This window comes from Kitasatospora sp. NPDC058478 (assembly GCF_042720345.1).
In the GTDB taxonomy this organism is placed as follows: Bacteria; Actinomycetota; Actinomycetes; order Streptomycetales; family Streptomycetaceae; genus Kitasatospora.
Window position 1 is genome coordinate 32,265 of sequence record NZ_JBHXML010000062.1, and the last position, 23,571, is coordinate 55,835.

24 protein-coding genes are annotated in these 23,571 nt (G+C 71.6%); 10 read left to right on the forward strand and 14 right to left on the reverse strand.

Translation table 11 applies throughout. The features are described 5' to 3' along the window. Positions 1 to 5: 5 nt before the first annotated feature. Positions 6 to 779, reverse strand: a complete 774-nt coding sequence (locus ACFWPT_RS29810) for a TetR/AcrR family transcriptional regulator (RefSeq protein ID WP_063351314.1) — start codon at positions 777 to 779, stop codon at positions 6 to 8. A gap of 102 nt (positions 780 to 881) precedes the next feature. Here ACFWPT_RS29810 and ACFWPT_RS29815 point away from each other — a divergent pair, with 102 nt between their 5' ends. The 3 genes from ACFWPT_RS29815 (at position 882) to gcvH (ending at position 3,441) form a co-directional block, all read left to right on the forward strand. Continuing rightward, the gene (locus tag ACFWPT_RS29815; RefSeq protein ID WP_380485525.1) at positions 882 to 2,108 is read left to right on the forward strand and encodes an FAD-dependent oxidoreductase; all 1,227 of its coding nucleotides are present in this window, start codon (positions 882 to 884) and stop codon (positions 2,106 to 2,108) included. A 65-nt stretch (positions 2,109 to 2,173) separates the two neighbouring features. Further along, positions 2,174 to 2,929 (forward strand): alpha/beta fold hydrolase, encoded by a 756-nt coding sequence (locus ACFWPT_RS29820; RefSeq protein ID WP_380338149.1) that lies wholly within the window; start codon positions 2,174 to 2,176, stop codon positions 2,927 to 2,929. A 116-nt stretch (positions 2,930 to 3,045) separates the two neighbouring features. Then, positions 3,046 to 3,441 carry a glycine cleavage system protein GcvH gene (gene gcvH, locus ACFWPT_RS29825; RefSeq protein ID WP_063348884.1) on the forward strand — a complete coding sequence of 132 codons (396 nt, stop codon included), beginning with the start codon at positions 3,046 to 3,048 and terminating at the stop codon, positions 3,439 to 3,441. Between the two features lie 64 nt (positions 3,442 to 3,505). On the opposite strand, the gene ACFWPT_RS29830 is transcribed toward gcvH, so the two are convergent. Then, positions 3,506 to 4,357, reverse strand: a complete 852-nt coding sequence (locus ACFWPT_RS29830; protein WP_380485527.1) for a hypothetical protein — start codon at positions 4,355 to 4,357, stop codon at positions 3,506 to 3,508. A gap of 245 nt (positions 4,358 to 4,602) precedes the next feature. Between ACFWPT_RS29830 and ACFWPT_RS29835 the strand changes: the two genes are divergently transcribed. Continuing rightward, positions 4,603 to 5,394, forward strand: coding sequence for a hypothetical protein (locus tag ACFWPT_RS29835; protein WP_380485529.1), 792 nt, complete (start codon positions 4,603 to 4,605; stop codon positions 5,392 to 5,394). A gap of 27 nt (positions 5,395 to 5,421) precedes the next feature. Here the strand turns inward: ACFWPT_RS29835 and mqnP are convergent, their stop codons facing one another. Then, on the reverse strand, positions 5,422 to 6,318 hold the full coding sequence (gene mqnP, locus ACFWPT_RS29840) for a menaquinone biosynthesis prenyltransferase MqnP (RefSeq protein ID WP_380485531.1): 897 nt from the start codon (positions 6,316 to 6,318) through the stop codon (positions 5,422 to 5,424). Beyond that, entirely contained in the window at positions 6,315 to 7,772 is a 1,458-nt protein-coding gene (locus ACFWPT_RS29845) for a menaquinone biosynthesis decarboxylase (RefSeq protein WP_380485533.1), read from the reverse strand. The genes mqnP and ACFWPT_RS29845 overlap by 4 nt, the downstream gene beginning before the upstream one ends. A 90-nt stretch (positions 7,773 to 7,862) precedes the next feature. Between ACFWPT_RS29845 and ACFWPT_RS29850 the strand changes: the two genes are divergently transcribed. The 4 genes from ACFWPT_RS29850 (at position 7,863) to ACFWPT_RS29865 (ending at position 11,460) form a co-directional block, all read left to right on the forward strand. Next, the gene (locus ACFWPT_RS29850; RefSeq protein ID WP_380485535.1) at positions 7,863 to 8,270 is read left to right on the forward strand and encodes a PLD nuclease N-terminal domain-containing protein; all 408 of its coding nucleotides are present in this window, start codon (positions 7,863 to 7,865) and stop codon (positions 8,268 to 8,270) included. 451 nt (positions 8,271 to 8,721) lie between these two features. Further along, positions 8,722 to 10,323 (forward strand): acyl-CoA carboxylase subunit beta, encoded by a 1,602-nt coding sequence (locus ACFWPT_RS29855; RefSeq protein WP_380375468.1) that lies wholly within the window; start codon positions 8,722 to 8,724, stop codon positions 10,321 to 10,323. 83 nt (positions 10,324 to 10,406) lie between these two features. Then, complete coding sequence (locus ACFWPT_RS29860; protein ID WP_063348879.1) at positions 10,407 to 10,616, forward strand: acyl-CoA carboxylase subunit epsilon; 210 nt, start codon at positions 10,407 to 10,409, stop codon at positions 10,614 to 10,616. A gap of 226 nt (positions 10,617 to 10,842) precedes the next feature. Beyond that, a complete protein-coding gene (locus ACFWPT_RS29865; RefSeq protein ID WP_063348878.1) occupies positions 10,843 to 11,460 on the forward strand; it encodes a ScbR family autoregulator-binding transcription factor in 618 nt (205 codons plus the stop codon). Positions 11,461 to 11,485: 25 nt separating this feature from the next. On the opposite strand, the gene ACFWPT_RS29870 is transcribed toward ACFWPT_RS29865, so the two are convergent. Beyond that, positions 11,486 to 12,112, reverse strand: coding sequence for a ScbR family autoregulator-binding transcription factor (locus tag ACFWPT_RS29870; RefSeq protein WP_363374920.1), 627 nt, complete (start codon positions 12,110 to 12,112; stop codon positions 11,486 to 11,488). 350 nt (positions 12,113 to 12,462) lie between these two features. Here ACFWPT_RS29870 and ACFWPT_RS29875 point away from each other — a divergent pair, with 350 nt between their 5' ends. Continuing rightward, a complete protein-coding gene (locus ACFWPT_RS29875) occupies positions 12,463 to 13,581 on the forward strand; it encodes a ScbA/BarX family gamma-butyrolactone biosynthesis protein (protein ID WP_380375471.1) in 1,119 nt (372 codons plus the stop codon). Positions 13,582 to 13,647: 66 nt separating this feature from the next. Here the strand turns inward: ACFWPT_RS29875 and ACFWPT_RS29880 are convergent, their stop codons facing one another. The 7 genes from ACFWPT_RS29880 to hemL all read right to left on the reverse strand — a co-directional run bounded on the left by ACFWPT_RS29880 (position 13,648) and on the right by hemL (position 20,631). After that, complete coding sequence (locus ACFWPT_RS29880; RefSeq protein WP_380338130.1) at positions 13,648 to 14,034, reverse strand: hypothetical protein; 387 nt, start codon at positions 14,032 to 14,034, stop codon at positions 13,648 to 13,650. Between the two features lie 140 nt (positions 14,035 to 14,174). Beyond that, positions 14,175 to 15,299 carry a c-type cytochrome biogenesis protein CcsB gene (ccsB, locus tag ACFWPT_RS29885; RefSeq protein WP_063348874.1) on the reverse strand — a complete coding sequence of 375 codons (1,125 nt, stop codon included), beginning with the start codon at positions 15,297 to 15,299 and terminating at the stop codon, positions 14,175 to 14,177. 3 nt (positions 15,300 to 15,302) lie between these two features. Continuing rightward, positions 15,303 to 17,042, reverse strand: a complete 1,740-nt coding sequence (locus ACFWPT_RS29890; RefSeq protein ID WP_380485538.1) for a cytochrome c biogenesis protein ResB — start codon at positions 17,040 to 17,042, stop codon at positions 15,303 to 15,305. Between the two features lie 2 nt (positions 17,043 to 17,044). Then, positions 17,045 to 17,818 carry a cytochrome c biogenesis CcdA family protein gene (locus ACFWPT_RS29895; protein ID WP_063348873.1) on the reverse strand — a complete coding sequence of 258 codons (774 nt, stop codon included), beginning with the start codon at positions 17,816 to 17,818 and terminating at the stop codon, positions 17,045 to 17,047. Continuing rightward, positions 17,815 to 18,420, reverse strand: coding sequence for a TlpA disulfide reductase family protein (locus ACFWPT_RS29900; RefSeq protein WP_244293435.1), 606 nt, complete (start codon positions 18,418 to 18,420; stop codon positions 17,815 to 17,817). Before ACFWPT_RS29900 ends, ACFWPT_RS29895 begins: the two co-directional genes overlap by 4 nt. 162 nt (positions 18,421 to 18,582) lie before the next feature. Then, complete coding sequence (locus tag ACFWPT_RS29905; RefSeq protein WP_079136296.1) at positions 18,583 to 19,230, reverse strand: histidine phosphatase family protein; 648 nt, start codon at positions 19,228 to 19,230, stop codon at positions 18,583 to 18,585. Positions 19,231 to 19,302: 72 nt separating this feature from the next. Next, positions 19,303 to 20,631: a glutamate-1-semialdehyde 2,1-aminomutase gene (gene hemL / locus ACFWPT_RS29910; RefSeq protein ID WP_380375476.1), complete on the reverse strand. Its 1,329-nt coding sequence runs from the start codon at positions 20,629 to 20,631 to the stop codon at positions 19,303 to 19,305. 292 nt (positions 20,632 to 20,923) lie between these two features. On the opposite strand from hemL, the gene ACFWPT_RS29915 reads away from it, so the two are divergent. Continuing rightward, on the forward strand, positions 20,924 to 21,553 hold the full coding sequence (locus tag ACFWPT_RS29915) for a hypothetical protein (protein ID WP_371518320.1): 630 nt from the start codon (positions 20,924 to 20,926) through the stop codon (positions 21,551 to 21,553). Positions 21,554 to 21,618: 65 nt separating this feature from the next. On the opposite strand, the gene ACFWPT_RS29920 is transcribed toward ACFWPT_RS29915, so the two are convergent. Both ACFWPT_RS29920 and ACFWPT_RS29925 read right to left on the reverse strand, forming a co-directional pair. Continuing rightward, positions 21,619 to 22,110: a MarR family winged helix-turn-helix transcriptional regulator gene (locus ACFWPT_RS29920; protein ID WP_063348868.1), complete on the reverse strand. Its 492-nt coding sequence runs from the start codon at positions 22,108 to 22,110 to the stop codon at positions 21,619 to 21,621. 63 nt (positions 22,111 to 22,173) lie between these two features. Further along, positions 22,174 to 23,466: a glycosyltransferase family 39 protein gene (locus ACFWPT_RS29925; protein WP_380428453.1), complete on the reverse strand. Its 1,293-nt coding sequence runs from the start codon at positions 23,464 to 23,466 to the stop codon at positions 22,174 to 22,176. Positions 23,467 to 23,571 lie beyond the last annotated feature (105 nt).

Here is a 23,571-nt window from a genome sequence, read left to right on the forward strand (position 1 = left end):
CCCCGCTACGGCAGGGCGACCGCCCGCAGGTAGGCCTCGGCGAAGAGGTCGATGGACTCCTCCAGCGAGGGCAGTCCGGCGCCGAGCGCCGGTTCGAGGACCGGCCGCAGCAGGATGTGGTTGATCAGCGGGCCGAACAGCAGTTGGACCAGCACCGGGAGCGGCAGCGGACGCAGCCGTCCGGCCTCGATGTACGGCAGCAGCAGCCGGCCGAGGCCGTCGAACAGTCGCGGCAGGTGGGCCGCCATCATCCGGGAGGCGGGGCCGTCCGGTCGGGCGAACAGGTCGGCGAAGACCGCCGGCATGACCCGGGGCTGGCGGTCGAAGGCCGCGGCGAAGGCGCGGTGGAGCGCCCGGACGGTGTCCTCCAGGCGTTCCGGCGGGTTCGCGGCGAGCGCTTCCAGGTCCGGCAGCGGGCCGTACTGGAGGAAGACGGCGGTGAGCAGGCCGTCCCGGCCCTCGAAGACGGTGTGCAGGCTGGGCAGCGAGCACTCGGCGCGGTCCGCCACGGCGTCCAGGGTGACCCCGCCCAGGCCGCGTTCGGCCACCAGCCCGGCCGCCGCCGCGATCGCGCGCTCCCGTACCGGCGGCCGTCCGCCCGGGTCGACGCCCGCCTGCCGGACCGCCTCGTCCAGCGGTGCCCGGCAGCCGCCGAGCCTGCGCAGCAGGGTGCTGCGGGAGATGCCGGCCGTCGCGGCGATCGCCGTCAGCGGGACGTCCGCGACGTCCTGGCCCCGGTCCTTCGCCGCCGTGAGGGCGGCCGCCACCAGATCCTTCATGTGGAGCAGCATACTACTTGACACCTGAGACAGTTCCAGAGACTCTGTAAATGCAAGTTCCACACGGAAGGTGATCAACCGAGCACAGCAAGGGAGAGAGCCATGAGCGTCGTGATCTCCGGGGGCGGACCGGCCGGAATGATGTTGGGCCTGCTGCTGGCCCGGGCGGGTGTCGAGGTGACCGTGCTGGAGAAGCACGGGGACTTCCTGCGGGACTTCCGCGGCGACACCGTCCACGCCTCCACCGTGCGGCTGATGGACGAACTCGGCCTCGGCCGGAAGTTCGCCGCGCTGCCGCAGAGCCGGCTCGGCAACCTGGTGGTGCCGGTGCCCGGCGTCGGCCAAGTCCCGCTGAGCGCCTACGACCGGCTGCCCGCGCCGTACAACTACATCGCGATGATGCCGCAGTGGGACCTGCTCAACTTCCTCGTCGAGGAAGCCCGGCAGGAGCCCACCTTCACCCTGCGGATGAACACCGAGGCCACCGGGCTGATCCGGGAGGGCGGCCGGGTGGCCGGCGTGCGCTACCGCACCCGGGACGGCGAGCATGGCGAGCTCCGCGCCGACCTCACCGTCGGCACCGACGGCCGGCACTCCACCCTGCGCAAGGCGGCCGGGCTGGTGGCCGAGGAGTACCCGGTGCCCTTCGACGTCTGGTGGTTCCGCCTGCCCCGGCACGCGGAGGAGCAGGCCGCGCCGCCCAGCCTCGTCGCCGGCTTCGGTGACGGCGAGCTGGCCCTCAGCATCGCCCGCGACAGCTACTTCCAGATCGCCTACTTCAAGCCGAAGGGCTCCGACCCGCAGCTGCGCGCCGAAGGCGTGGAGCGCTTCCGCGAGCGGATCGCCCGGCTGCTGCCCCAGTACGCCGACCGCGTCGACCAGTTGGCGGGCATGGACGACGTCCACATGCTCGACGCCCGGCTCAACCGGCTGGACCGCTGGTACACCGACGGGCTGCTGCTGATCGGCGACGCCGCCCACGCGATGTCCCCGGCCGGCGGGGTGGGCATCAACCTCGCCATCCAGGACGCCGTCGCGGCCGCCACCCTGCTCGCCGAGCCGCTGCTGCGCGGCCGCCCGACCACCGCCGCGCTCGCCCGGGTGCAACGGCGGCGCCAGATGCCGACGGTGGTCATCCAACGGCTGCAGCGGATCCTGCACGGCGTGATGTTCGTCCCGGCGCTCACCGGCCGGCGGTCCGGCCCGCCGATGGGATTCGCCGCGCTCGTCCGCCACGTCCCGGCGGTCCGGCTGGGCATCTCCCGCCTGATCGCCTTCGGCCCCCGCCCCGAGCACGCCCCGGACTTCGCCCGACGGCCCATGGCGTAGCCGCCGGCCGCACGGGCCGGCGACCGGCCGTTCGGGCGGGAGGCTTCCGGGGAAGGACCGAGGACATGACGATCCCTCACCGCTCGACCGGCACCGGCGACCACCACGTCCTGGTCCTGCACGACTGGTTCGGCACCAGCGCGGGCTGGGGCCCCTTCCTCGACTACCTCGACGGCAGGGCCTTCAGCTACGCGTTCCTCGACTACCGGGGCTACGGAGAACGCAAGGACGTCACCGGCTCCTACACGCTCGCCGAGATCGCCGCCGACGCGCTCGCCCTGGCCGACCAACTCGGCTGGGACCGCTTCTCGCTGATCGGCCACTCGATGGGCGGCAAGGCCGCGCAGCAGGTGCTGGCCGAGGCACCGCTGCGGGTGCGCAAGCTCGTCGGCCTGGCACCCGTCCCCGCCGGGGCCTACCCGCTGGACGCCGACGGCGAGGCGCTGTTCTACGGCGCCGCCGAGGACCGCGAGAAGCGGTACGCGATCCTCGACCTGGTCACCGGGCAGCGGGCGGGCCGGGTCTGGCTGGACCGCATGGTCGACCAGTCGCTCCGGCTCTCCACGCCCGAGGCCTTCGGCGGGTACGTGCGGGACTGGGCGACGGCCGACCTGGAACGCCGCATCAACGGGAACCCCGTCCCCGTCAAAGTGATCGTGGGCGCACACGACCTCGCCCTGACCGCCGACGTGATGCGCGGCACCTGGCTCGCCCACTACCCCAACGCCGAACTGGAGGAGCTCGACGGCAGCGGCCACTACCCGATGTACGAGACGCCGGTGGCGCTGGCCACCTCGCTGGAGTCCTTCCTGCACAACTGACACCCGCCTTCACCCGACCGGGTGCGCTTCGCGGCGAGGGGCGGGGACCTGTAGCAGGCTCCTCCGCATGACTGACGATCCGTCAGTGCAGTCGCCTCGACCTCGCGGAGATCCCCATGGCCAACGTCCCGAAAGACCTCAAGTACACCAAGGACCACGAGTGGGTGCGGACCACCGGCAAGGACAAGGCCCGTGTGGGCATCACCGACTTCGCGCAGAAGCAGCTCGGTGACGTCGTCTTCGCCGACATCCCCACCATGGGGAAGCAGCTCGAATCCGGCGAAGCGTTCGGCACGGTGGAGTCCGTCAAGGCGGTGAGCGAGATCTTCATGCCGCTCACCGGAACGGTCACCGCGGTGAACGAGGGCCTGAACGACGAACCCGAGCTGATCAACACGGACCCGTACGGCGACGGCTGGATCATCGAACTCACCGTCGCCAAGCCTGACGAGCTGAAGCAGCTGCTCACGGCCGCCCAGTACGAGGCCTTCATCTCCAGCCGTTCGGAGTAGCCACCCCGGGCCGAGCGCACAGGAAGTCGGACTCGCCGACTTCCTGTGCGCAGCCGGCACCCGATCAGGTGACAGGGGCCAGGGCGAGTCCGCGGGCGGCGAGGAGAACGCCGCGGGCTCGGGCGGCGCCGGTACGGGCGGTGGCCGGGTCCGGGGCGACTCGCCGGGGGACGAGGCCGGCACAGGAGCGGCAGATGCCGGGGCGGGGCACCGGATCGCGGCACTCCGCGCATTCGGAGCGGGCAGGTGCGGCGACGGCGGGTTCACGCGGCGGTGGGAGCTTGCGCTGCAAGCGGTTGCGGAGCAGGCCGACCGGCGAGTGCAGGGGCCGCGGCAGGTCGGGGAGCAGGGCGTGGGCGAGGTCGGCGTCCGTGTGGCCCCTCGCCAGCCATTCGTCGACGAGGGGTGCGAGGGCGACGGCCTCGGCCTCGCCGAGGCGCAGGCGGGGCTCCCGGCGGATCACCCGGTGGAGTATGGCCACCGCCTCCCGGACGTGTGGATCGGTCTCGGTCAACGCGGCCGGGAGGGTGGGTACTTCTTCCGGGTTCTTTACGGGAGGGGCGCCAGAGGGGCCGGTATCAGGCTCACCGGGGGCCGGGGGTGGGTCACTCGGCGGCCCCGGGCGCTGAGGAGTGTCGTACACGTGCACCTCGGTCCGGATCGTGCCGTCGGGCATCCGGACCTTCTCGACCCGGTAATACCCGGCGTCCTTCAGCTCGTTGAGCGTCCGGCGGATCGTGCCACGCCCCTGCGGGCTGCTGTCGGCCATGCCCCTGCCGTCCTCACGCCAGCCGTCCGGACGGGAGAGGAGGTCCACGAGGAGTCCTCGGGCGGTGTAGCTGAGGCGACGGTCCTGGAGGAGTCCGTTCGGAAGGACGGAGAAAAAGCGCGAGTGCGCGCTACGATGAATCTGCATGGGGAGGGTTTGCTCCTGGTGCCAGACCCCGGGGTGTTGGTAGCACCGCTGGGGTCTTCTCTTTTCTGCTTGCGCCACGGAACGTAACACGCCGGTAGCAGCTCGTGTTAACCGGATTGACGATCAATCAGCGCGCGAAGCACTCGGGGGCGCACGCGAGTTGGCGCGCGCCTGGTAGACGATGGCGCATGAACCGGAGACCCGCACGCATGGGGCGTCTCATACTTCTCGCCTACGTTCGAGGCATGACAGAGAAGCGAGTTGACGACACGTCATCCGTGCTGGCGGTCGGCGTCCCCGGAGCGGTCGAGCAACACGTCGGACTGCAGCTCGCCGCCGCCGGGGTACGGGTGCGGACGCTGACGCGGCGGGCCCTGCTCGACCCGGCATCGCTGGAGGCGGCGGTCCAGGGGGCGGGCGCGGTACTGCTGAGGTGGCCGTTCCCCACGGCGGACGAGGCGGCGGACGCGGTGGGGGTGCTGGCCCGGGAGGTCGGGCGGGTGGTGCTCCTCTCCTCGACGGCCGTCCGGGCCGAGGGCGAGGTGGAGGCGCTGCTCGCCGGGAGCGGGGTCCGGCACACGGTGCTGCGGGCGCACGGGTTCACCGCCGCACTCCAGTGGGCGCAGGAGATCCGCTCCGGGGGCTCCGTGCAGGGCTACGGCGGCGCGGCCGGACTGAACCCGGTGGACGAGCGGGACATCGCGGCGGTCGCCGTCCGCGCCCTCACCGAGGACGGCCACGACGGCGCGCACTATCTGCTCACCGGCCCGGAGTGCCCCACCCAGGCGGAACAGGTGGACATCATCGGCGAGGCCGCCGGCCGCCCGGTGAAGTGGCAGGAGATCCCCCGCGAGGCGGCCCGCCGCCGCATGTCCGCCACCGGCCGGCCCGGAGCGGCCGTCGACAGCGCACTGGACTTCATCCACGCCCGCATCACCACCCCGAACCCGGCCACCACAACGGTCCAGGACCTCACCGGCCACCCACCCCGCAACTTCCGCACCTGGGCCACGGATCACGCGTCCCTGTTCCGTTAGGGCGTGCCCGGCCGGCGGCCGGGCCGCTCAGATCCCCAGGCCCCGGATGATCAGGTCCAGCAGGGCGAAGACGAACAGCGAGATGCCCACGAAGCCGTTGGTCTGGAAGAACGCCCGGTTCAGCTTGGAGAGGTCGTTCGGCTTGACGATGGTGTGCTCGTAGACGAACGCCCCCGCGACGACGACCAGGCCGACCCAGAACGCCGCACCGGCGTGGGTCAGGAGCGCGAACCACCCCAGCAGGAACGTCGTGACGACGTGGCACACCCGTGCGCCCCAGATGGCCGCCGGGATGCCGAAGCGGGCCGGTACCGACCGCACCTTGCCGTGCCGGTCGGACTCGACGTCCTGGCAGGCGTAGATGAGGTCGAAGCCGCCGATCCACACGCCGACCGCGACGCCCAGTACGAGGGCGTCCCACGACCAGGTGCCGGTCACCGCGAGCCAGGCGCCGACCGGGCCCATGGCCTGGGCGAGGCCCAGGATGGCCTGCGGGAAGTCGGTGAAGCGCTTGCCGTACGGGTAGACCACCATCGGCACGACGGCGACCGGCGCGAGCGCCAGGCAGAGCGGGTTGAGCATCGCCGCCGCGCCGAGGAAGACGATCAGCGCCACGGCCGAGCCGGCGTACGCCGTCTTCAGCGACACCGCGCCCGTGACGAGTTCGCGCGAGGCCGTGCGCGGGTTCCGGGCGTCGATCTCGCGGTCGATGATCCGGTTGGCGGCCATGGCGAAGGTGCGCAGGCCGACCATGCAGACGGTGACGATGAACAGCTCGCCCCAGTGCACCCGCTCGTCGGCGAGGAACATGGCCGTCAGTGCGGCGGTGTAGGCGAAGGGCAGGGCGAAGACCGAGTGCTCGATCATCACCAGGCGCAGGAAGGCCTTCGTGCGCCCCGGGGTTTCGACGGCAGCCGTGCTCACAGCCCGTACTCCTTCCAGCGGCGGGACACCAGGGCGGCCGTGGCCGGGTCCGACTCGACCATCTCGGGCCACCCGCCGTCGCGGGTGTACCCCTCCTCGGGGAGCTTGCGGGTCGCGTCGATGCCGGCCTTGCCGCCCCAGAATTGCTGGTAGGAGGCGTGGTCGAGGTGGTCGACCGGGCCCTCGACGACGGTGAGGTCGCGGCTGTAGTCGACGTTGCCGAAGGCCCGCCAGGCGACCTCCTGGTAGTCGTGCACGTCGCAGTCGGAGTCCACCACGATGATCAGCTTGGTCAGCGACATCATGTGGGCGCCCCAGATGGCGTGCATCGTCTTCTGGGCGTGCTTGGGGTACTTCTTGTCGATCGAGACGATCACGCAGTTGTGGAAGCCGCCGGCCTCGGGCAGGTCGTAGTCGACGATGTCCGGGATGATGATCTTCAGCAGCGGCAGGAAGAACCGCTCGGTGAACTTGCCCAGCGGGCCGTCCTCGGTCGGCGGGCGGCCGACCACGATGGACTGGAGGATCGGGCGGCGGCGCATCGTCACGCAGTCGATCTTCAGCGCCGGGAACGGCTCCTGCGGGGTGTAGAAGCCGGTGTGGTCGCCGAACGGGCCCTCGGGGAGCATCTCGCCGGGCTCCAACCAGCCCTCCAGCACCACCTCGGCGTCGGCCGGGACCTGGAGCGGGACGGTCTTGCAGTCGACCATCTTCACCCGCTCCCCGGCGACGAAGCCGGCGAACAGGTACTCGTCGATGTCGCCGGGCAGCGGCGCGGTGGCCGCGTAGGTCACGGCGGGCGGGCAGCCGAAGGCGATCGCGACCGGCAGCCGCTCGCCGCGCTTCGCGGCCACCGCGTAGTGGTTGCGGCTGTCCTTGTGGATCTGCCAGTGCATGCCGATGGTGCGGCGGTCGTGCCGCTGGAGCCGGTAGAGCCCGAGGTTGCGGATGCCGCTGTCCGGGTCCTTGGTGTGGGTGAGGCCCAGGTTGAAGAAGGAGCCGCCGTCCATCGGCCAGGTGAACAGGGCGGGCAGCTCGTCCAGGTTGACGTCGTCGCCGGTGAGCACGACCTCCTGGACCGGCGCGTCACCGGACTTCACGTGCCGGGGCGGCACGTGCGCCATCGAGGCGAGCTTGCCGAAGGCGTCCCGGAAGCCGGTGAAGCCCTGCGGCAGCTCGGGCTTGAGCAGGCCGGCGATCTTCTCCGCGATGTCGTCCGGGCCCTTGAGGCCGAGCGCCTTGGCGAGGCGCCGCTCGGTGCCGAAGACGTTCATCGCGAGCGGCATCGACGAGCCCTTGACGTTCTCGAAGAGCAGTGCGGGGCCCTTGGCCTTCTGGACCCGGTCGACGATCTCGCCGATCTCCAGGTGCGGGTCCACCTCTGCCTTGATGCGCTTGAGGTCGCCCTCACGGTCGAGTGCCCGCAGGAACGAGCGGAGATCGTCGTATGCCATGTCTGTCAGTATCCGCCACCGGATAGCCTGGCTCCGTCAAGGGCCCCGGGAAGGCACCCGCCCCGACCGCCCCGCAGGGAGATCGCCGCCGTGCTGAGAATTCTTCTGACCATCGTCCTTCCGCTCGCGCTCTGGGTGTGGGCGTTCATCGACTGCCTGACCACGCCCGAGGACCAGGTGAAGCACCTGCCCAAGCCGGTGTGGGTGCTCATCGTGCTGCTGTTCCCGCCGGTGGGCCCGATCGCCTGGCTGGTGGCCGGCAAGCAGCGCGGCCTCCTGCGGACCGGGGCTCCCGACGACACCGACGGTCGTCCGGGGCAGCCGGTCCGGCGCGAGGGCCGCCCGCTCGCACCGGACGACGACCCCGAATTCCTCGCTTCGTTGAAGAGGAGCGACAACGATCACGAGGACATGCTGAAGCGGTGGGAGGCCGATTTGCGCCGCCGCGAGCAGGAGCTGCGGGGCGAGGACGAGCCCGAGGACGGCCGAAAGAGCTGATCGGAGCCACTGGGGGGATCCCCCGGACAGCCCACCCGGACGGCACCGGGTGGGCTGTGGTGTTTTTGGCGCTTCCCTACGACTCGGCGCCCTCTAGCACGGATCCGCACCGGTGCCCGACCGGACTTGAGCGGGGCTTGAGCAAGGCGCAAGAGGGCCGCCCTACATTACTGAACGAGGGCCCTGACCTGCACTTTTCTTCATGTTCAGATCATCGGGCCATCACCTGACCGACAGCCCCCGGTATTCGAACGGACACCCAGCGCTCCGGCTTCGACACCACCGCTTCTGTGCAGGCCTGACATCTAAACGGACCTGACCTTGTACGGAATCGACGCCGAAACCAACGCACGGCCCCTCGTACAGTCATAAGTGAAGAAAGTGATTCGCAGCCGGGGGCACAGCAGACGTTGGCTGTCGGACAGTTCCCTCACCCTTGGAGTGGTTCGAGATGACGGTTGTGCATGAGGCGCCAGTCGACGGCGAGGTCCCCGAGGTCGCGGCCGACGCCCGCGGGCGGGTCGCCGAGCTGCACGAACTGCGCGAGAAGGTGCGGCGCGGCCCCAGCGAGAAGGCCACCGAGGCCCAGCACGCGAAGGGCAAGCTGACCGCCCGCGAGCGCATCGACCTGCTGCTGGACGAGGGCTCCTTCCGCGAGGTCGAGCCGCTGCGCCGGCACCGCGCCCAGGGCTTCGGCCTGGAGGCGAAGAAGCCGCACACCGACGGCGTGATCGTCGGCTGGGGCACCGTGCACGGGCGGACCGTCTTCACCTACGCGCACGACTTCCGGATCTTCGGCGGCGCGCTGGGCGAGGCCCACGCGCAGAAGATCCACAAGATCATGGACATGGCCATCGCGGCCGGCGCCCCGCTGGTCTCGCTCAACGACGGCGCCGGCGCCCGCATCCAGGAGGGCGTCACCGCCCTCGCCGGCTACGGCGGCATCTTCCAACGCAACACCAAGGCCTCCGGCGTCATCCCGCAGATCTCCGTCATGCTCGGCCCCTGCGCCGGCGGCGCCGCCTACTCCCCCGCGCTGACCGACTTCGTCTTCATGGTCCGCGAGACCTCCCAGATGTTCATCACCGGACCCGACGTCGTCCAGGCCGTCACCGGCGAGAAGATCAGCCAGAACGGCCTCGGCGGCGCCGACGTCCACGCCGGCGTCTCCGGCGTCTCCCACTTCGTCTACGACGACGAGCAGTCCTGCATCGAGGAAGTCCGCTACCTCCTCTCCCTGCTCCCCCAGAACAACCGCGAGATGCCGCCCCCCGCCGTCAACGACGACCCCGTCGAGCGCCGCAACGACACCCTCCTCGACCTCGTCCCCGCCGACGGCAACCGCCCCTACGACATGCGCAAGGTCATCGAGGAGATCGTCGACCACGGCGAATACCTCGAAGTCCACGAACGCTGGGCCACCAACGTCCTGTGCGTCCTGGCCCGCATCGACGGCCACGTCACCGGCATCATCGCCAACCAGCCCCAGTCCCTCGCCGGCGTCCTCGACATCAACGCCAGCGAGAAGGCCGCCCGCTTCGTCCAGATGTGCGACGCCTTCAACATCCCCCTCGTCACCATGCTCGACGTCCCCGGCTTCCTGCCCGGCGTCGACCAGGAGCACGACGGCATCATCCGCCACGGCGCCAAGCTCCTCTACGCCTACTGCAACGCCACCGTGCCCCGCATCCAGCTCATCCTGCGCAAGGCCTACGGCGGCGCCTACATCGTCATGGACTCCCGCTCCATCGGCGCCGACCTCTCCTACGCCTGGCCCACCAACGAGATCGCCGTCATGGGCGCCGAAGGCGCCGCCAACGTCATCTTCCGCCGCGACATCAACGCCGCCGAAGACCCCGACGCCATGCGCGCCCAGAAGATCAAGGAATACAAGAACGAACTGATGCACCCGTACTACGCGGCCGAACGCGGCCTCGTCGACGACGTCATCGACCCCGCCGAGACCCGCCAGGTGATCGCCTCCGCCCTGGCCATGCTCCGCACCAAGCACGCCGACCTGCCCAGCCGCAAGCACGGCAACCCGCCGATGTAACGCCCGCGCCCACGCGCGGCCCGCAGCACGCAGTTCCGAGCGACCACCACACACCACAAGCCACCGGGGGAGAAAACCAGACCATGACTGCTTCCGCCGAACCCCTCGTCCGTATCGTCCGCGGCTCGCTCTCCGACGAGGAGCTGGCCGCCCTCACCGCCGTGCTGATGGCCCGGGCGGCCGTCGCGCAGCAGGCCGCCGCGACCGCGCAGGTCGAGCCGATCGCCAACTGGCAGCGCCTGGAGCGCCGCCCGGCCTACTACTCGCCGGTCAGCTGGCAGCAGGCCGCCTGACGGCCCCGAACCTCCCGCGACGGCCGGTCACCCCACCCGGGTGGCCGGCCTTCCGGCCTTCCCGGCGACCGGGGCCACCGGGCCCGGCCGCCCCGACCACCGGGTGTCCGTTCCGCCCCGGCGCGGCTCGGTAGAATACCTACTGGACGGTATGCGGCCCGCCGCCCCGTCGGCCCCCATAGGATCGGCCGCTGCCGATGGACCAGAACTATCCAGGGAGGCTGCGATGGCCAGGCAGGCCCGCGCGCTGGCGACCCGCCAGACGGTACTCCTCGCGGCGGCCGAGGTGTTCGACGAGCGGGGCTACGCCGCCGCCACGATGTCCGAGATCCTGGACCGGGCCGGTGTCACCAAGGGCGCGCTGTACTTCCACTTCCACTCGAAGGAAGAGCTGGCGCTCGCCGTCATCGAGGGGCAGGGCGCCTGGCTGGGCACCTGGCAGCCGTCCTCGGACAGCCCGGTGCAGACCCTGATCGACCTCGGGTACGCCTTCGCCCACGCCCTCCAGGACGACCCGCTGGTGCGCGGCAGCATCCGGCTGACGATCGAGCACGGCAGCTTCACCCAGCCGCAGATCGCCGCCTACCAGGGCTGGTCCGACGTGGCCCGCGGGCTGCTGGAACGCGCCAGGGACGCCGGGGACCTCCACCCGGGGATCGACCTGGCGGCCGCCGCCGGGGTGATCACCGGGGCCGTCACCGGGATCCAGCTGAGCTCCCAGGTGCTGACCGACCGGCGGGACCTGATCCAGCGGATGTCCGACCTGTGGACGCTGGTGCTGCCCGGCCTGGTCCAGCCGCACGCGCTCGCCCGGCTGAGCGTCGCCGAGCGCGTGCCCTCCTAGCTAGGGGCTCCCCGCCCAGGGCCGCTCAGAGCCGGTAGCCGGCGCAGTGCTCCACCGCCACCAGGGCCGGCAGCGCGGCCGCCCAGAGCCGGCCGACGGCCTCCGGACCGGGCCGGTCGGCCTCCTCGGCGGCGAGCAGCACCTGGCCGGCCGCCATCGTCGTCAGCAGTTCGGCGGCGGCGCGGCGGTCCAGCCCGGGGCGCAGCTCGCCGGCCTCGGCGGCGCGGTCCAGCAGCCGGTGGACGACGGCGGTGAGGCTGCGCCAGGCGGCGTCCGTGCCGGGCGGGCCGTCCGGGGTGTCGGCCCGGGGCGGGCCCTGGCGGCCGAGCCGGACACCGGCCCGGACCATCACGTCCTCGCGCAGCAGCCGGGCGAGTTCGTGCGAGAAGTCGATCAGGCCCTGGAGGGCCGGTCCGCCGGAGCGCAGGGCGCGCAGCGCGGCCGAGCCGATCTCGCGCCCGGCGGCGGCGCGCACGCCGTCGGCGAGGGCCTGCTTGGAGACGAAGTGGAAGTAGAGGGCGCCCTTGCTCACCCCGGCCCGGCGGCTGATGTCGACCAGGCTGGCGGCTTCGAAGCCCACGCCGGCGAACGTGTCCGCCGCGGCGAGCAGCACGGCACGCCTGGTCCGCCCCGCGCGTTCCTGCTTGACCACTGGGCCCCTCCGGACTCGGCCGGACGCGTTTCCCCCCGCCCGCCCCGCTGCTGTCAGCGCGCCGCCGTTGGGGGCGACGCCTCGCATGCGGACGGCGCCGACCGAAACCGCATGGTTGGTATCTAATCTAGCTCCTTCGCGGACCCCGCCGTCCAGTGGGGAGCACCCCCGCCCCGGGCCTGCCGCCCCCCGGGCGGCCATTACCCCAGTCCAGGGTAGGGGTAGCGTGGTCGCGTCGGGCTGCGCGGCAGGGGCCACCCCAGACGCAGAAGAGAAACCGGGTGGTCTGTATGTTTTATCTCAGGCGACCGTACCGGCCGCTCGACCGTCACCCTGGAGTAGGGCCCGTCATGCCATTGATCGTAGAGCCGGACGCCCACGGTCCGTACGCCCACCCCGGTCCCGGCTACGACTTCCACGAGCGGACCGTCTCCCGCCACCTGGTGCACCGCACCTCGGTGTCCGAGGTGTTCCTCACCGGCTGGCAGGCCACCGGTCCGTACGACTTCCTGCTCGGCGCCCAGTGGCCCCGGCTGCACGCCTTCTACCGCCTGCCCGGGGACCGCTTCCACGACCCGGTGCTGATGGCCGAGACCATCCGGCAGGCCGGGCTGCTGGTCGGCCACGCCGGCTTCGGGGTGCCGCGCGGCCACCACTTCGTCATGGAGGACCTCTCCTACGCGCTCGGCCCGGACGGGCTGCGCGGCCTGGCCGTCACCACCGGGCCGGCCTCGCTGATGCTCGCGGTCGGCTGCGAGGACGTCCGGATGCGGCACGGCCGGCTGGTCTCGCTGCGGGTGCACATCGACATATCCCGGGACGGCCACCCGATCGGCCACGGCTCCGGCCAGTTGCGGGTCGTCTCCCCCGCCTCCTACGCCCGGCTGCGCGGCCCCGAGCGGCGGGCCGCCGCCCTGCCCCGGCCGCCCGCGCCCACCGCGCCCGAGCTGGTCGGCCGCGCACAGCCCACGGACGTCGTGCTCAGCCCCACCCTGCGGCCCGACACCTGGCTGCTGCGCACCGACGCCGGGCACCCGGTGCTGTTCGACCACGAGCTGGACCACGTGCCCGGGATGCTGGTGCTGGAGGCCGCCCGGCAGGCCGCCCAGCGGCTGCGCCACCCCGAACCGGTGGTACCGGTCGAGCTGGTGACGTCCTTCGACCGCTACATCGAGCTGGACCGGCCCTGCCTCGTCCAGGCGGTCCACGAGCAGGCGCCGGACGGCCGCCGGCTGCCCGTCCGGGTGCTGCTGGTCCAGGACGGGCGGACGGCGGCCGACTGCCGGCTGCTCACCGAACCGATCGACGGACCCGCCGACGGATCGGCGGACAGGCCGGCGGACAGACGGGGTGACAGACCAGGTGACAGACCGGCCGAGCCGCCGACGGTGCCCGCCCGGCGGGAGGCCTTCGACGACCGCCCCGCCGGCCAGGGCATCGGCAGCCCCCGGCTGCCGCTGGCCAGTTGAACGGCCTCCCCTGAGCACCCCTTGAGCGCCCCTTGAACACCCCCTGAGTACCCCCTTGGCCGCCCGCTAGGCGGCGACCAGTGCCGACGGCCGACCCGCGTGCATCACGCTGAGGTTGGTGGCCAGCCGGACCGGGTCCTGGGCCAGCCAGAGCCGCAGCGCCGCGCCCAGCATCGCGCTGGCCGACTCGATCCGGACCTCGGTGACCTGCGCGATCCGCGCCGCGCCGGGCACCAGCAGGTCGGCCAGCGGGGTCGGCAGCCAGACCGTCAGCGCGCACGGCGCCGGCGCCGTCAGAGCGCCCAGCAGGCGGTAGGCGTCCCCCGGCGAGCTGAGCGTGGGGATGATGTCCAGCAGGCCGTCGGCCACCACCTCGGACACGTCGCTGCGGTGTCCCTGGGCGAGCCGGCGGAGCAACGTGCGCTCGGCGGCGGTGATTCGGACGGTCAGCATGACCTCGTCGCACTCCATTGCGCGATTTCCTCCTCGTTCCTCCCCGTGCCGGCCGGCGGCCGGCACGAACTACCCCTGTCGCACCTCGGCCCGGCTACCTTCTGCGGAGAGCCGGGCCGGTGGGTGACTGTGTGCCCCGGTCAGATCCCCGCGTAGGAGTGCTTGCCGGTGACGAAGATGTTCACGCCGTAGTAGTTGAAGAGCCAGCAGGCGAAGGCCGCCAGCGCCAGGTAGGCCGCCTTGCGGCCCTTCCAGCCGGCCGTCGCGCGGGCGTGCAGGTAGCAGGCGTAGGCGACCCAGGTGATGAACGACCAGGTCTCCTTCGGGTCCCACTCCCAGTACTTGCCCCAGGCCGCCTCGGCCCAGATCGCGCCCGCGATGATGGTGAAGGTCCAGAGCGGGAAGACCAGGGCGTTGATCCGGTAGGACAGCTTGTCGAAGGTGGACGCGGCGGGCAGCCGGCGCCAGACCGACGCCGGGGTGCCCAGCGGGCCGGTGGTCAGGCCGGCCGCGATCCGCTTGTCGAAGGAGTCCTTGCCGAGGTACAGCAGCGTGGCGATGAACGCCGCGTAGAAGGCGCCGCCGCAGAAGATCGCGGTCGAGACGTGGATCGCCAGCCACGGCGAGTGCAGCGCCGGGACGAGCTGCTCGGAGTCGGTGTAGAGCACCGTGGTGGCGATGCCGAGGGTCAGCAGCCCCGCGAGCACGACCGGCAGGCCGAGCCAGCGGACGTTCTTCTTCGAGGCCAGCAGCACCAGGTACGCCGCAGTCATGGCGAAGGCGAAGGCGCAGGAGAACTCGTACATGTTGCCCCACGGCCAGCGGGAGACCGAGAGGCCGCGGGTGACGATGCCGCCGGCGTGCAGCAGGGCACCCAGCACGGTGAGCGAGACCGCGATCCGGCCGGCCAGGTCGGCCCGGGTGCTGTTGCCGGCCGCGCCCGGGCCGTCCTCCTCGTCCGCGCCGCGCCCGCTGGTGACCACCGTCGCGCCCTCGCCCGCCAGGGCGGTGCGGGTGAGCGTGGTGGTGCCGCCGCCGGCCCCCGCCACGGTGACGGTGACCTTCTTCGCGCCCTTGGTCCCGGCGACGGTCTCGGACAGACTGCCCGACTGCTCCGTCGAGCGGACGGCGACGGCGCCCTTGCTGCCGAAGGTCCACTCGATCATGTGGGCGAACATGGCGAGTGTGTAGACCACCATCGCCGAATAGATCAGCTTGTTGGAGAGGTCGGCCAGCTGTGGGTCGACCCCCGAGGCGAGATGCACCGTCTACTCCTTGGAGTTCTGGTCGGCAGGGACTGCGGGGTCCTCGGGCGCGGGGCCTTCGGCTGTGGGGCCTTCGGGTGCGGCGTCGTCCTCGTCCTCCGACGCCGGGGCGTCGTCCTGGAGGTCCACCGCGAGTTCGGCCAGTTCCTCGGCGATCTTCGCCGACTCACTGCGGGCCAGGCCGGCCAGCTCCACCTGGGTGCCGCCGCCCGGCAGGGCGACCGCGCGCACCCAGATCCGGCGGCGCTGCACGAACAGCGAGCCGATCAGGCCGAGGATCGCCAGCACCGCACCGGTCAGGGCGATCGTGTTGCCCGGGCGGTGCGAGACGTTGAAGCTGGCCCACTGCTTGTAGCCCTCGAAGGTGACGCTGCCGTAGCCGTCCGGCAGGTCCCAGGCCTGGCCGGGCTTGAGCCGGGCCTTGGCGGGCTGGCCGTCCTGGGTCAGCTGGGTCAACTTCCGGTCGTTGAGCTGGTAGATGTTCTGCGGCAGGCCGGAGTCGGTGCCCAGGTCGCCCGCGAAGGCGTTCAGCACCAGCTCGGGGGCGGCGTCGCCGGGGTAGAGCGAGACCGGGCCGGTGCCCTCGAAGCTCAGCGGCGCGGTCGGCAGGAAGAAGCCGGAGAAGCCCATCTGGGTCGGGTTGCCGTCCGGGCCAGCGCCGTAGTCGGAGACCTTCACGACACCGGTCGAGGTCAGGTTGCTGTCCTGCGGCAGGAACGGCACGGCACCCCGGTAGACGACGTCGCCCTTGCCGTTCTTGACGGTGATGACCGGGGCGTAGCCGTGGCCGATCAGGAAGACCTTGCTGCCGCCGATCTCCAGCGGGTGGTTGACCTCGATCGTGCCCTGCTTGAGCTTCGAGGTGTCCTCGCCCGCCGTGTACTCGACGTTCGCGGTGAACTGCCGGGCGGCGCCGATCTGGTCGCCCTTGTCCTGGAACTTGGCGGTGAAGCCGTTCAGCTTCAGGTAGAAGGGGTCGAGGTCCTCGGTGCCGTAGAACCGCGTGCCGTTGAAGTCGTCGAGCTGGGTGATGGTGTTGGAGTAGCCCTCGCCCTCGACCATCAGCTTGCCGCCGGTGCCGGACGCCAGGCTGGCCCAGGCGAAGCCGCCGAGCAGCGCGAACAGCGACATGTGGAAGAGCAGGTTGCCGACCTCGCGCAGGTAGCCCTTCTCGGCGGCCACCGAGCCGCCGGCCAGGTTGGCGCGGAACCGGCGCTTGCGCAGCAGCCGGTGGGCGGCGGCGTTCACCGCGTCGGCGTCCGCCTCGGTGCGCCAGGCCGCGTAGACCGGCATCCGGGTCAGGTTGCGCGGCGCGGTCGGCGGCTGGGCCCGCAGCACGCCGACGAACTGCCAGGTGCGCGGGACGATGCAGCCGGCCAGCGAGACGAACAGCAGGATGTAGATCGCGGAGAACCAGACCGAGCTGTAGACGTCGAACAGCTGGAGCTTCTCGTAGATCGGCGCGACCGCGGTGTGGTGCGTCTTCCACGCCTCGACCTTGAGCAGGCCCTGGCCGTTCTGGTACTGCGGGATCAGCGAGCCCGGGATGGCGGCCAGCGACAGCAGGAAGAGCAGGATCAGCGCGACCCGCATCGAGGTCAGCTGGCGCCACATCCAGCGCGCCCAGCCCAGGACCCCTATGCCGGTCGGGCCCTCGGACTCGACCGGCGCGGTGCTGAGCCGCTCGGCGGCCGCGTCGTCCGGCGCCAGGGGCAGCTCGGCCTCGGTCGTGGTCTTGCTCACGGTCAGATTCCGATCGAGAAGTCGGCGGTCCAGGACTGCAGTTCACTCATCGTCGAGTCCCAGATCCCGGTGACGAGCAGCAGACCGACCGCGACGAGCATGCCGCCGCCGATCCGCATGACGAGCGGGTAGTGCCGCTTGACCCAGCCGAAGGCACCCAGTGCCCGGCGGAAGGCGAGCGCGGCCACGATGAACGGTACGCCCAGGCCGAGGCAGTAGAAGGTCATCAGCAGGGCGCCGCGCTCCGCGTCGGCCTGGTTCAGGGCCAGGTTCTGGACGGTCGCCAGGGTCGGGCCGATGCAGGGCGTCCAGCCGACGCCGAACACCATGCCGAGCAGCGGGGCGCCCCACAGGCCGACCGCCGGGCGGCGGTGGGAGCGCACCTCGCGCATGCTCAGGCCGGGGACGAGGCCCATGAAGGCGAGGCCCATCACGATGGTCAGCGCGCCGAGCACGATCGAGATGACCCGCTTGTGCGCCTGGAGGGTGTCGCCGAACTGGCCGAACAGCGCCCCGCCCGAGACGAACACCGCGGTGAAGCCGAGGATGAACAGCGTCGCCCCGAGCAGCATCCGGCCGCGCCGGGCACCGCGGGCGTCCGCGAGGTCGGCGGCGGAGAAGCCGGTCACGTACGACAGGTAGCCGGGGACGAGCGGCAGCACGCAGGGCGAGAAGAACGAGACCAGCCCGGCGGCCAGCGCGATCGGCGCGGCCACCAGCAGTGCCCCGCTCTGGAGGGTCCCGGTGTTGTCGGCGAGTTGTAGCGGCAGGCTCACTGCTTCTGCTCCGCGACCACCGGCTGGAGGATCGACTCCAGCGCGTCCTGGGTCGTGCCGCCGACGGCGCGGGCGGCCAGCTTGCCGTCGCGGTCGACGATCAGGGTGGTCGGGAGCGACTGCAGGCTGAGGCTGCCCTTGGGGAACTTGAGCAGCTGGGTGCCGGCCGGGTCGAAGATGCTCGGGTAGGTGACGCCCTGCTCCTGCTCGAAGCGGACGGCGTTGGTCTTGTCGCTGTCCCGGGTGTTGACGCCGAGGAACTGGACGCCCTGGTCCTTGTACTTCTCCGAGACGGCCTGGAGGCTCTTCGCCTCGGCCCGGCACGGCCCGCACCAGGAGCCCCAGACGTTCAGCACCACGACCTTGCCGTGGTAGTCCGAGAGCTTGGTCTGGCTGCCGTCCAGGGTCTCCCCGGAGATGTCGGGGGCGCTCCCGCGCTTGCCGGTGTCCACCTTCGACAGGTTGGTCCCCTTGACGGTGACGAAGCCGACCTGGCCTTCGCCGCTGCCCGACGAGCCCGAGGAGGAACAGCCGGTGAGGACGAGCGCAGCGGCGGCGACAGTGGCGGCGGCTGCGGCGACACGGGGACGGGGGCGCGCCATGGCAGACATGTGAAAAGTTTCGCATGGAGTTCCGGGCAGGTTCGCCGGGGTCCTCCCTAGCGCGTCGCACCCCCTCTGACCTGTGACGGAGTCGGGCCGCCAGGCTCTCGCCGGGCGGCCCGATCCCATATTTACGCGGGGTTTACCAACGGCCCCGCGGGCTCACGCGCCGAAGCTCTTGCCCACCGGCTTGTCCTTGCCGCCCTTGCCGATCAGGTGCGCGGGCAGCAGGTCGCGGGCCGGCTCGCGGTAGCCGACCGAGACGATCTTGTCGCCCTCGAAGGTGAAGCTGGTCAGCGAGGCCAGCGAGCACTGCCGGCGGCGCGGGTCGTGCCAGAGCCGGCGGCGCTCGACGAAGGAGCGGACGATCCAGATCGGCAGCTGGTGGCTGACGCAGACCGCCTCGTGCCCGCGCGCGGCGTCCCGGGCGGCGCCGAGCGCGCCCATCATCCGCACCACCTGGTCGAGGTAGGGCTCGCCCCAGGAGGGCTTGAACGGGTTGGTGAGGTACTTCCAGTAGCCCGGGTTCCGCAGCGAGCCGTCGCCGACGCCGAAGGTCTTGCCCTCGAAGATGTTGTCCGCCTCGATCAGCCGCTCGTCCGCCGCGACGTCCAGGCCGTGCGCCTTGGCGATCGGCCCGGCGGTCTCCTGGGCCCGCTCCAGCGGGGACGCCACCACGTGGGTGATGTCCCGGCCGGCCAGGTCCTCGGCGACCCGCTCGGCCATCTCCCGGCCCAGCTCGGACAGCCGGTAGCCCGGCAGGCGCCCGTACAGGATGCCCTCCGGGTTGTGCACCTCACCGTGCCGCATCAGATGGACGACGGTGATCTCTTTGGCGCTCACTTCTCAGTACTCCTGGGGCTCGCAGGGATGGATCGGGGCCTAGACCGTGGCCGCGGCGGCAGCGCGGGCGGCGGCCGGAAGGGCGGCGGCGATCCGCTCGATCGCCCGCTCGTCGTGGGCCGCCGAGACGAACCAGGACTCGAAGGCGGACGGCGGCAGGTAGACGCCCTCGGCGAGCATCGCGTGGAAGAAGGCGGTGAAACGGTACGCCTCCTGGGTCTTGGCCTCGTCGTAGTTGGTGACGGCGGCCTCGGTGAAGAACACCGAGAACATGTTCCCGGCGGTCTGCAGCCGGTGCGTCACGCCCTCCTTGGTGAGCGCCTGCGACACCAGGCCGGAGATCTCGGCGGCGACCTTGTCCACCGTCGCGTACACCTCGTCGGTGCAGCCGCGCAGTTGGGCCAGGCCGGCCGCGGTGGCGATCGGGTTACCGGACAGGGTGCCCGCCTGGTAGACCGGGCCGGCCGGGGCCAGGTGGGCCATCACGTCGGCGCGCCCGCCGAAGGCCGCGGCCGGGAAGCCGCCGCCCATGACCTTGCCGAAGGTCAGCAGGTCCGGCGCCCAGCCCTCGTTCGCCGCCTCCAGGCCGTACCAGCCGGCCTTGGAGACGCGGAAGCCGGTCATCACCTCGTCCGAGACGAACAGCGCGCCGTTCGTCCGGCAGAGCCGGGCCAGGCCCGCGTTGAAGCCGGGCAGCGGCGGGACGACGCCCATGTTGCCGGGCGAGGCCTCGGTGATCACGCAGGCGATCTCGCCCGGGTGGGCGGCGAAGGCCTGCTCGACGGCGGCCAGGTCGTTGTAGGGCAGCACGATGGTGTCGCCGGCCTGGGCGCCGGTGACGCCCGGGGTGTCCGGCAGGCCGAAGGTGGCCACGCCCGAACCGGCGGCGGCCAGCAGGGCGTCCACGTGGCCGTGGTAGCAGCCGGCGAACTTCACCACCTTCGCGCGCCCGGTGAAGCCGCGGGCCAGCCGGATCGCGGACATGGTGGCCTCGGTGCCGGAGGAGACCAGACGGACCTGCTCGACCGGGGCGACCCGGCCGACGATCTCCTCGGCCAGCTCGACCTCGCCCTGGCCGGGCGTGCCGAAGGAGGTGCCGCGGATGACCGCCTGCTGGACGGCGTCGATCACCGCGGGGTACGCGTGGCCGAGGATCATCGGGCCCCACGAGCACACCAGGTCGACGTACTCGCGGCCGTCGGCGTCGGTGAGGTAGGGGCCGGTGCCGGACACCATGAAGCGCGGCGTGCCGCCGACCGCGCGGAAGGCGCGCACCGGGGAGTTGACGCCGCCGGGCGTCACGACGGAGGCGCGGTCGAACAGCGACTGGGACTGGGGGGCTTCGTAGGGGTAGCTCACGGGAGACATGGTCTCAAATCGTGTCCTTGAGCTCTGCATGTCGGACCCGATCATCTGGAACGATGATCCGGGCACCGTTGTCTGTACGGTTGTCCGTACAGACGGGGCCGCTGACTGCTCCGGAGCACGGACCAGTCAGACTGTGCACTCAGAGTGCGCAAGTGTTCCGGTTGTGTGCAGGGGTGTGGAGAGGACTGCCGCGTACCGCGAGTGGGTACGGCGGCGCATGACGGGTAAGGAGCACGTCCGGAGGGACGCCGGACGTGCGGGGGTCTGTCGATTCCGGCGAATTCCGGTGAGGATGGTCCGAGTGTCCGAGGCGCAGGACGGCTACGACGAGGCTGCGGGGGGCTCCCGCAGGCCCGCCGAAACCGCACGCGGGGGTAAGGGAGCGGGCACGGGTCGTGGCCGCCGCGGCGGCGAGAGGCGGGGTGAGGGACGCGTGGGGGTGACGTACAAGTACTTCGGCGCACCGGATCGCGCCACCGCCGCCAGAGTCCCCACCGCCCTCGGACCCGGCGGGCTCGGCCTGGACGCCGGCGAACTCGGTTCGCTCGGGCGGCTCGGCGACCTGATGGAGACCAGCGGCTCCCCCAACGGCCACCTCTCCACCAAGATCAAGCCGGAGACCATGAGCGCCATGGTCCTCACCGGCATCCAGGGCGTCCCGCTGCACCAGGTCCCGCCGCTGGAACTCGTCGTGCTGCACCCCGACTACGCCGTCGTCCAACTCCCGCAGAACGTCGTCGAACCGCTCCGCAAGGCCGACGAGACCGAACTCGGCGCCGCCGCCTTCATCTGGTCCACCGTCCCCGACCGGCGCGGACCGCGCGACGCCTTCGTGATCTACAGCATGCTGCACGAGTGGCAGGACTTCGCCAACCGGCTGCACGAGGCCGGGCACCAGCTGTACTGCCTGGTCTGGCCGTAGGACTTCCCGGGGCCCTTCACTCCGCCCGTCGAACGGCGGCCGGGGCGAAGGGATGTGACTCCGCCTCAGTTCGTCCGGGCGCGGCGCGCCCGCCGTACCGCCCGTTCGCTCTCCACCGGCTCCGCCAGCGGCCCGTCCACCAGGCGCGTCAACGCCGACACGAACACGTCCCGCTCCGGGCCGGGCAGTGACTCCAGCACCTCCCGGTGCACCCGGTCGGCGATCGCGGTGCCCCGCTCGACGGCGCGCTCGCCCGCCTCGGTGACGGAGATGATCCTGGCCCGGCGGTCGGTCGCGGACGGGCGGCGCTCGGCCAGGCCCGCCTTCTCCAGCTCGTCCACGGTGACCACCATGGTGGTCTTGTCCAGGTCCGACAGCTCGGCCAGCTGGATCTGGGTGCGCTCGGTCTCCTGCGCGTGGAACAGCACGGAGTACGCGCGGGGGGTGATCCCGAGCTCGGTGAAGGCGGCCGCCATCCGGGTCGCCAGCACGTGGCTCGCGTGGTCCAGCAGGCCGGAGATGTCACGGATCTGGCGCACGGGCGGGGTCGTCGTCATACGTCCGAGATTAGCAACGGCCCGTCCGCTGCCGGATGATCCCGTTGGCAACCAACCCCGGGTCTACGGGATGCCCAACTCGAACAGCGCATACCCCGCGTACCAGCCCGCCGCCACCACGGGCATCGCGAGCAGGCCGACCAGCGAGGACGTCCGCACCCGGCGCAGCGCCACCGCCAGACCGATGAACAGCGGGAAGGCCGGCAGCAGGTAGCGCGAGATGTTGCCGAAGATCTGGTTGCTGCTCAGCGCGGTGGCGATGGTGAGCACCGTGTAGACCACCAGCACCAGCGGCGGCCGGGTGCGCCACAGCAGCACCAGTAGTCCGGGCAGGGCCATCAGCAGGGCGATCGCGATCAGGTCCGGGACGGGGTTGGACTGCCAGAAGTTCCAGTGCCCGGTGATCACGTCCATGATCGTGCGGACCGTGGAGGCGCCGCCGTCGAAGTAGCGGTTCCAGGCGCCCCGCTGGAGCTTGAAGTAGCCGCCCCAGTCGCCCATCCGGTAGCCGACCCAGACGACGTACCCGATCAGGCCCCACGGGGTGATCAGCATCGCGGTCAGCGGCCGGGCCACCCCGTCGGTGCGCCGGATCAGCGCCACCAGCGCGGCGATCGACACCGCGGCGATCAGCGCGGCGGCGGTCGGCCGGTTGAGGCCCGCCACCAACGCCAGCACACCGGCCGTCAGCCAGTGGCGGGTCATCACGCAGTAGCAGGCCCAGGCGGACAGCGCGACGAACAGCGAGTCCGAGTAGACCGCCCACTCCACCCCCGAACCCGGGAACAGGCCCCAGATCACCGCGGCGATCACGCCCGCCCGGAAGCCGCCGAGCCGCTCCGCGATCGCGAAGATCCCCGCCGCCGCGACGAGCGAGGCGATCACCGAGACGGCGATCCCGGAGCCGTACGGGCCGAGCCCGGTGACCGCGCCGACCAGCCGCATCAGCCACGGGTAGAGCGGGAAGAAGGCGGCCGAGTTCTCGTAGTAGGAGGCCAGCGGCCAGCCGTGCATCGGGAGCAGCTGCGGGTCGTAGCCGTTCTCGGCGATCCGCTGGTACCAGACGCCGTCCCAGGTGCCCAGCACGTCCCACGGCTGGGCGCCGCCGCCGCGGCCCGGGTTCTTCTTGAGGTAGTCCCCGGTGTGCGACAGCAGCAGCATGAAGACCGTGAGGCCGATGGCCTTGACCACCGCGTACGCCCCGAGCGCGGGCGCGAAGCGGTCCACCAGGGCGCCGAACCGCCCGGGCCGCCGGGCCGCCCGCTCCTCGGAGCGCTCCGCGGGCCGCTCCGTCTCCGGCGCCGCGGGCGCGCCGGGCTCGGTGCTGGACGACTCGGTGCTCGATGCCGTGCTCATCTGCTCTGGGTACTCCCCGCCACGCTGGTGGTCCGCGCGGCTACGGCGCAGCGATTTCAGGTGAGCCTACGGCACACCCCCACCTGCCCCGCGAACGCCCGCCCG

What these genes read in the sequence shown, in the direction of transcription:
- ACFWPT_RS29810 (WP_063351314.1), bottom strand. Translation starts at nt 779, where the DNA reads ATGAAGGATCTGGTGGCGGCCGCCCTCACGGCGGCGAAGGACCGGGGC.
- ACFWPT_RS29815 (WP_380485525.1), top strand. Translation starts at nt 882, where the DNA reads ATGAGCGTCGTGATCTCCGGGGGCGGACCGGCCGGAATGATGTTGGGC.
- ACFWPT_RS29820 (WP_380338149.1), top strand. Translation starts at nt 2,174, where the DNA reads ATGACGATCCCTCACCGCTCGACCGGCACCGGCGACCACCACGTCCTG.
- gcvH (WP_063348884.1), top strand. Translation starts at nt 3,046, where the DNA reads ATGGCCAACGTCCCGAAAGACCTCAAGTACACCAAGGACCACGAGTGG.
- ACFWPT_RS29830 (WP_380485527.1), bottom strand. Translation starts at nt 4,357, where the DNA reads ATGCAGATTCATCGTAGCGCGCACTCGCGCTTTTTCTCCGTCCTTCCG.
- ACFWPT_RS29835 (WP_380485529.1), top strand. Translation starts at nt 4,603, where the DNA reads ATGACAGAGAAGCGAGTTGACGACACGTCATCCGTGCTGGCGGTCGGC.
- ACFWPT_RS29845 (WP_380485533.1), bottom strand. Translation starts at nt 7,772, where the DNA reads ATGGCATACGACGATCTCCGCTCGTTCCTGCGGGCACTCGACCGTGAG.
- ACFWPT_RS29855 (WP_380375468.1), top strand. Translation starts at nt 8,722, where the DNA reads ATGACGGTTGTGCATGAGGCGCCAGTCGACGGCGAGGTCCCCGAGGTC.
- ACFWPT_RS29860 (WP_063348879.1), top strand. Translation starts at nt 10,407, where the DNA reads ATGACTGCTTCCGCCGAACCCCTCGTCCGTATCGTCCGCGGCTCGCTC.
- ACFWPT_RS29865 (WP_063348878.1), top strand. Translation starts at nt 10,843, where the DNA reads ATGGCCAGGCAGGCCCGCGCGCTGGCGACCCGCCAGACGGTACTCCTC.
- ACFWPT_RS29875 (WP_380375471.1), top strand. Translation starts at nt 12,463, where the DNA reads ATGCCATTGATCGTAGAGCCGGACGCCCACGGTCCGTACGCCCACCCC.
- ACFWPT_RS29880 (WP_380338130.1), bottom strand. Translation starts at nt 14,034, where the DNA reads ATGCTGACCGTCCGAATCACCGCCGCCGAGCGCACGTTGCTCCGCCGG.
- ACFWPT_RS29900 (WP_244293435.1), bottom strand. Translation starts at nt 18,420, where the DNA reads ATGGCGCGCCCCCGTCCCCGTGTCGCCGCAGCCGCCGCCACTGTCGCC.
- ACFWPT_RS29905 (WP_079136296.1), bottom strand. Translation starts at nt 19,230, where the DNA reads ATGCGGCACGGTGAGGTGCACAACCCGGAGGGCATCCTGTACGGGCGC.
- hemL (WP_380375476.1), bottom strand. Translation starts at nt 20,631, where the DNA reads ATGTCTCCCGTGAGCTACCCCTACGAAGCCCCCCAGTCCCAGTCGCTG.
- ACFWPT_RS29915 (WP_371518320.1), top strand. Translation starts at nt 20,924, where the DNA reads ATGGTCCGAGTGTCCGAGGCGCAGGACGGCTACGACGAGGCTGCGGGG.
- ACFWPT_RS29920 (WP_063348868.1), bottom strand. Translation starts at nt 22,110, where the DNA reads ATGACGACGACCCCGCCCGTGCGCCAGATCCGTGACATCTCCGGCCTG.
- ACFWPT_RS29925 (WP_380428453.1), bottom strand. Translation starts at nt 23,466, where the DNA reads ATGAGCACGGCATCGAGCACCGAGTCGTCCAGCACCGAGCCCGGCGCG.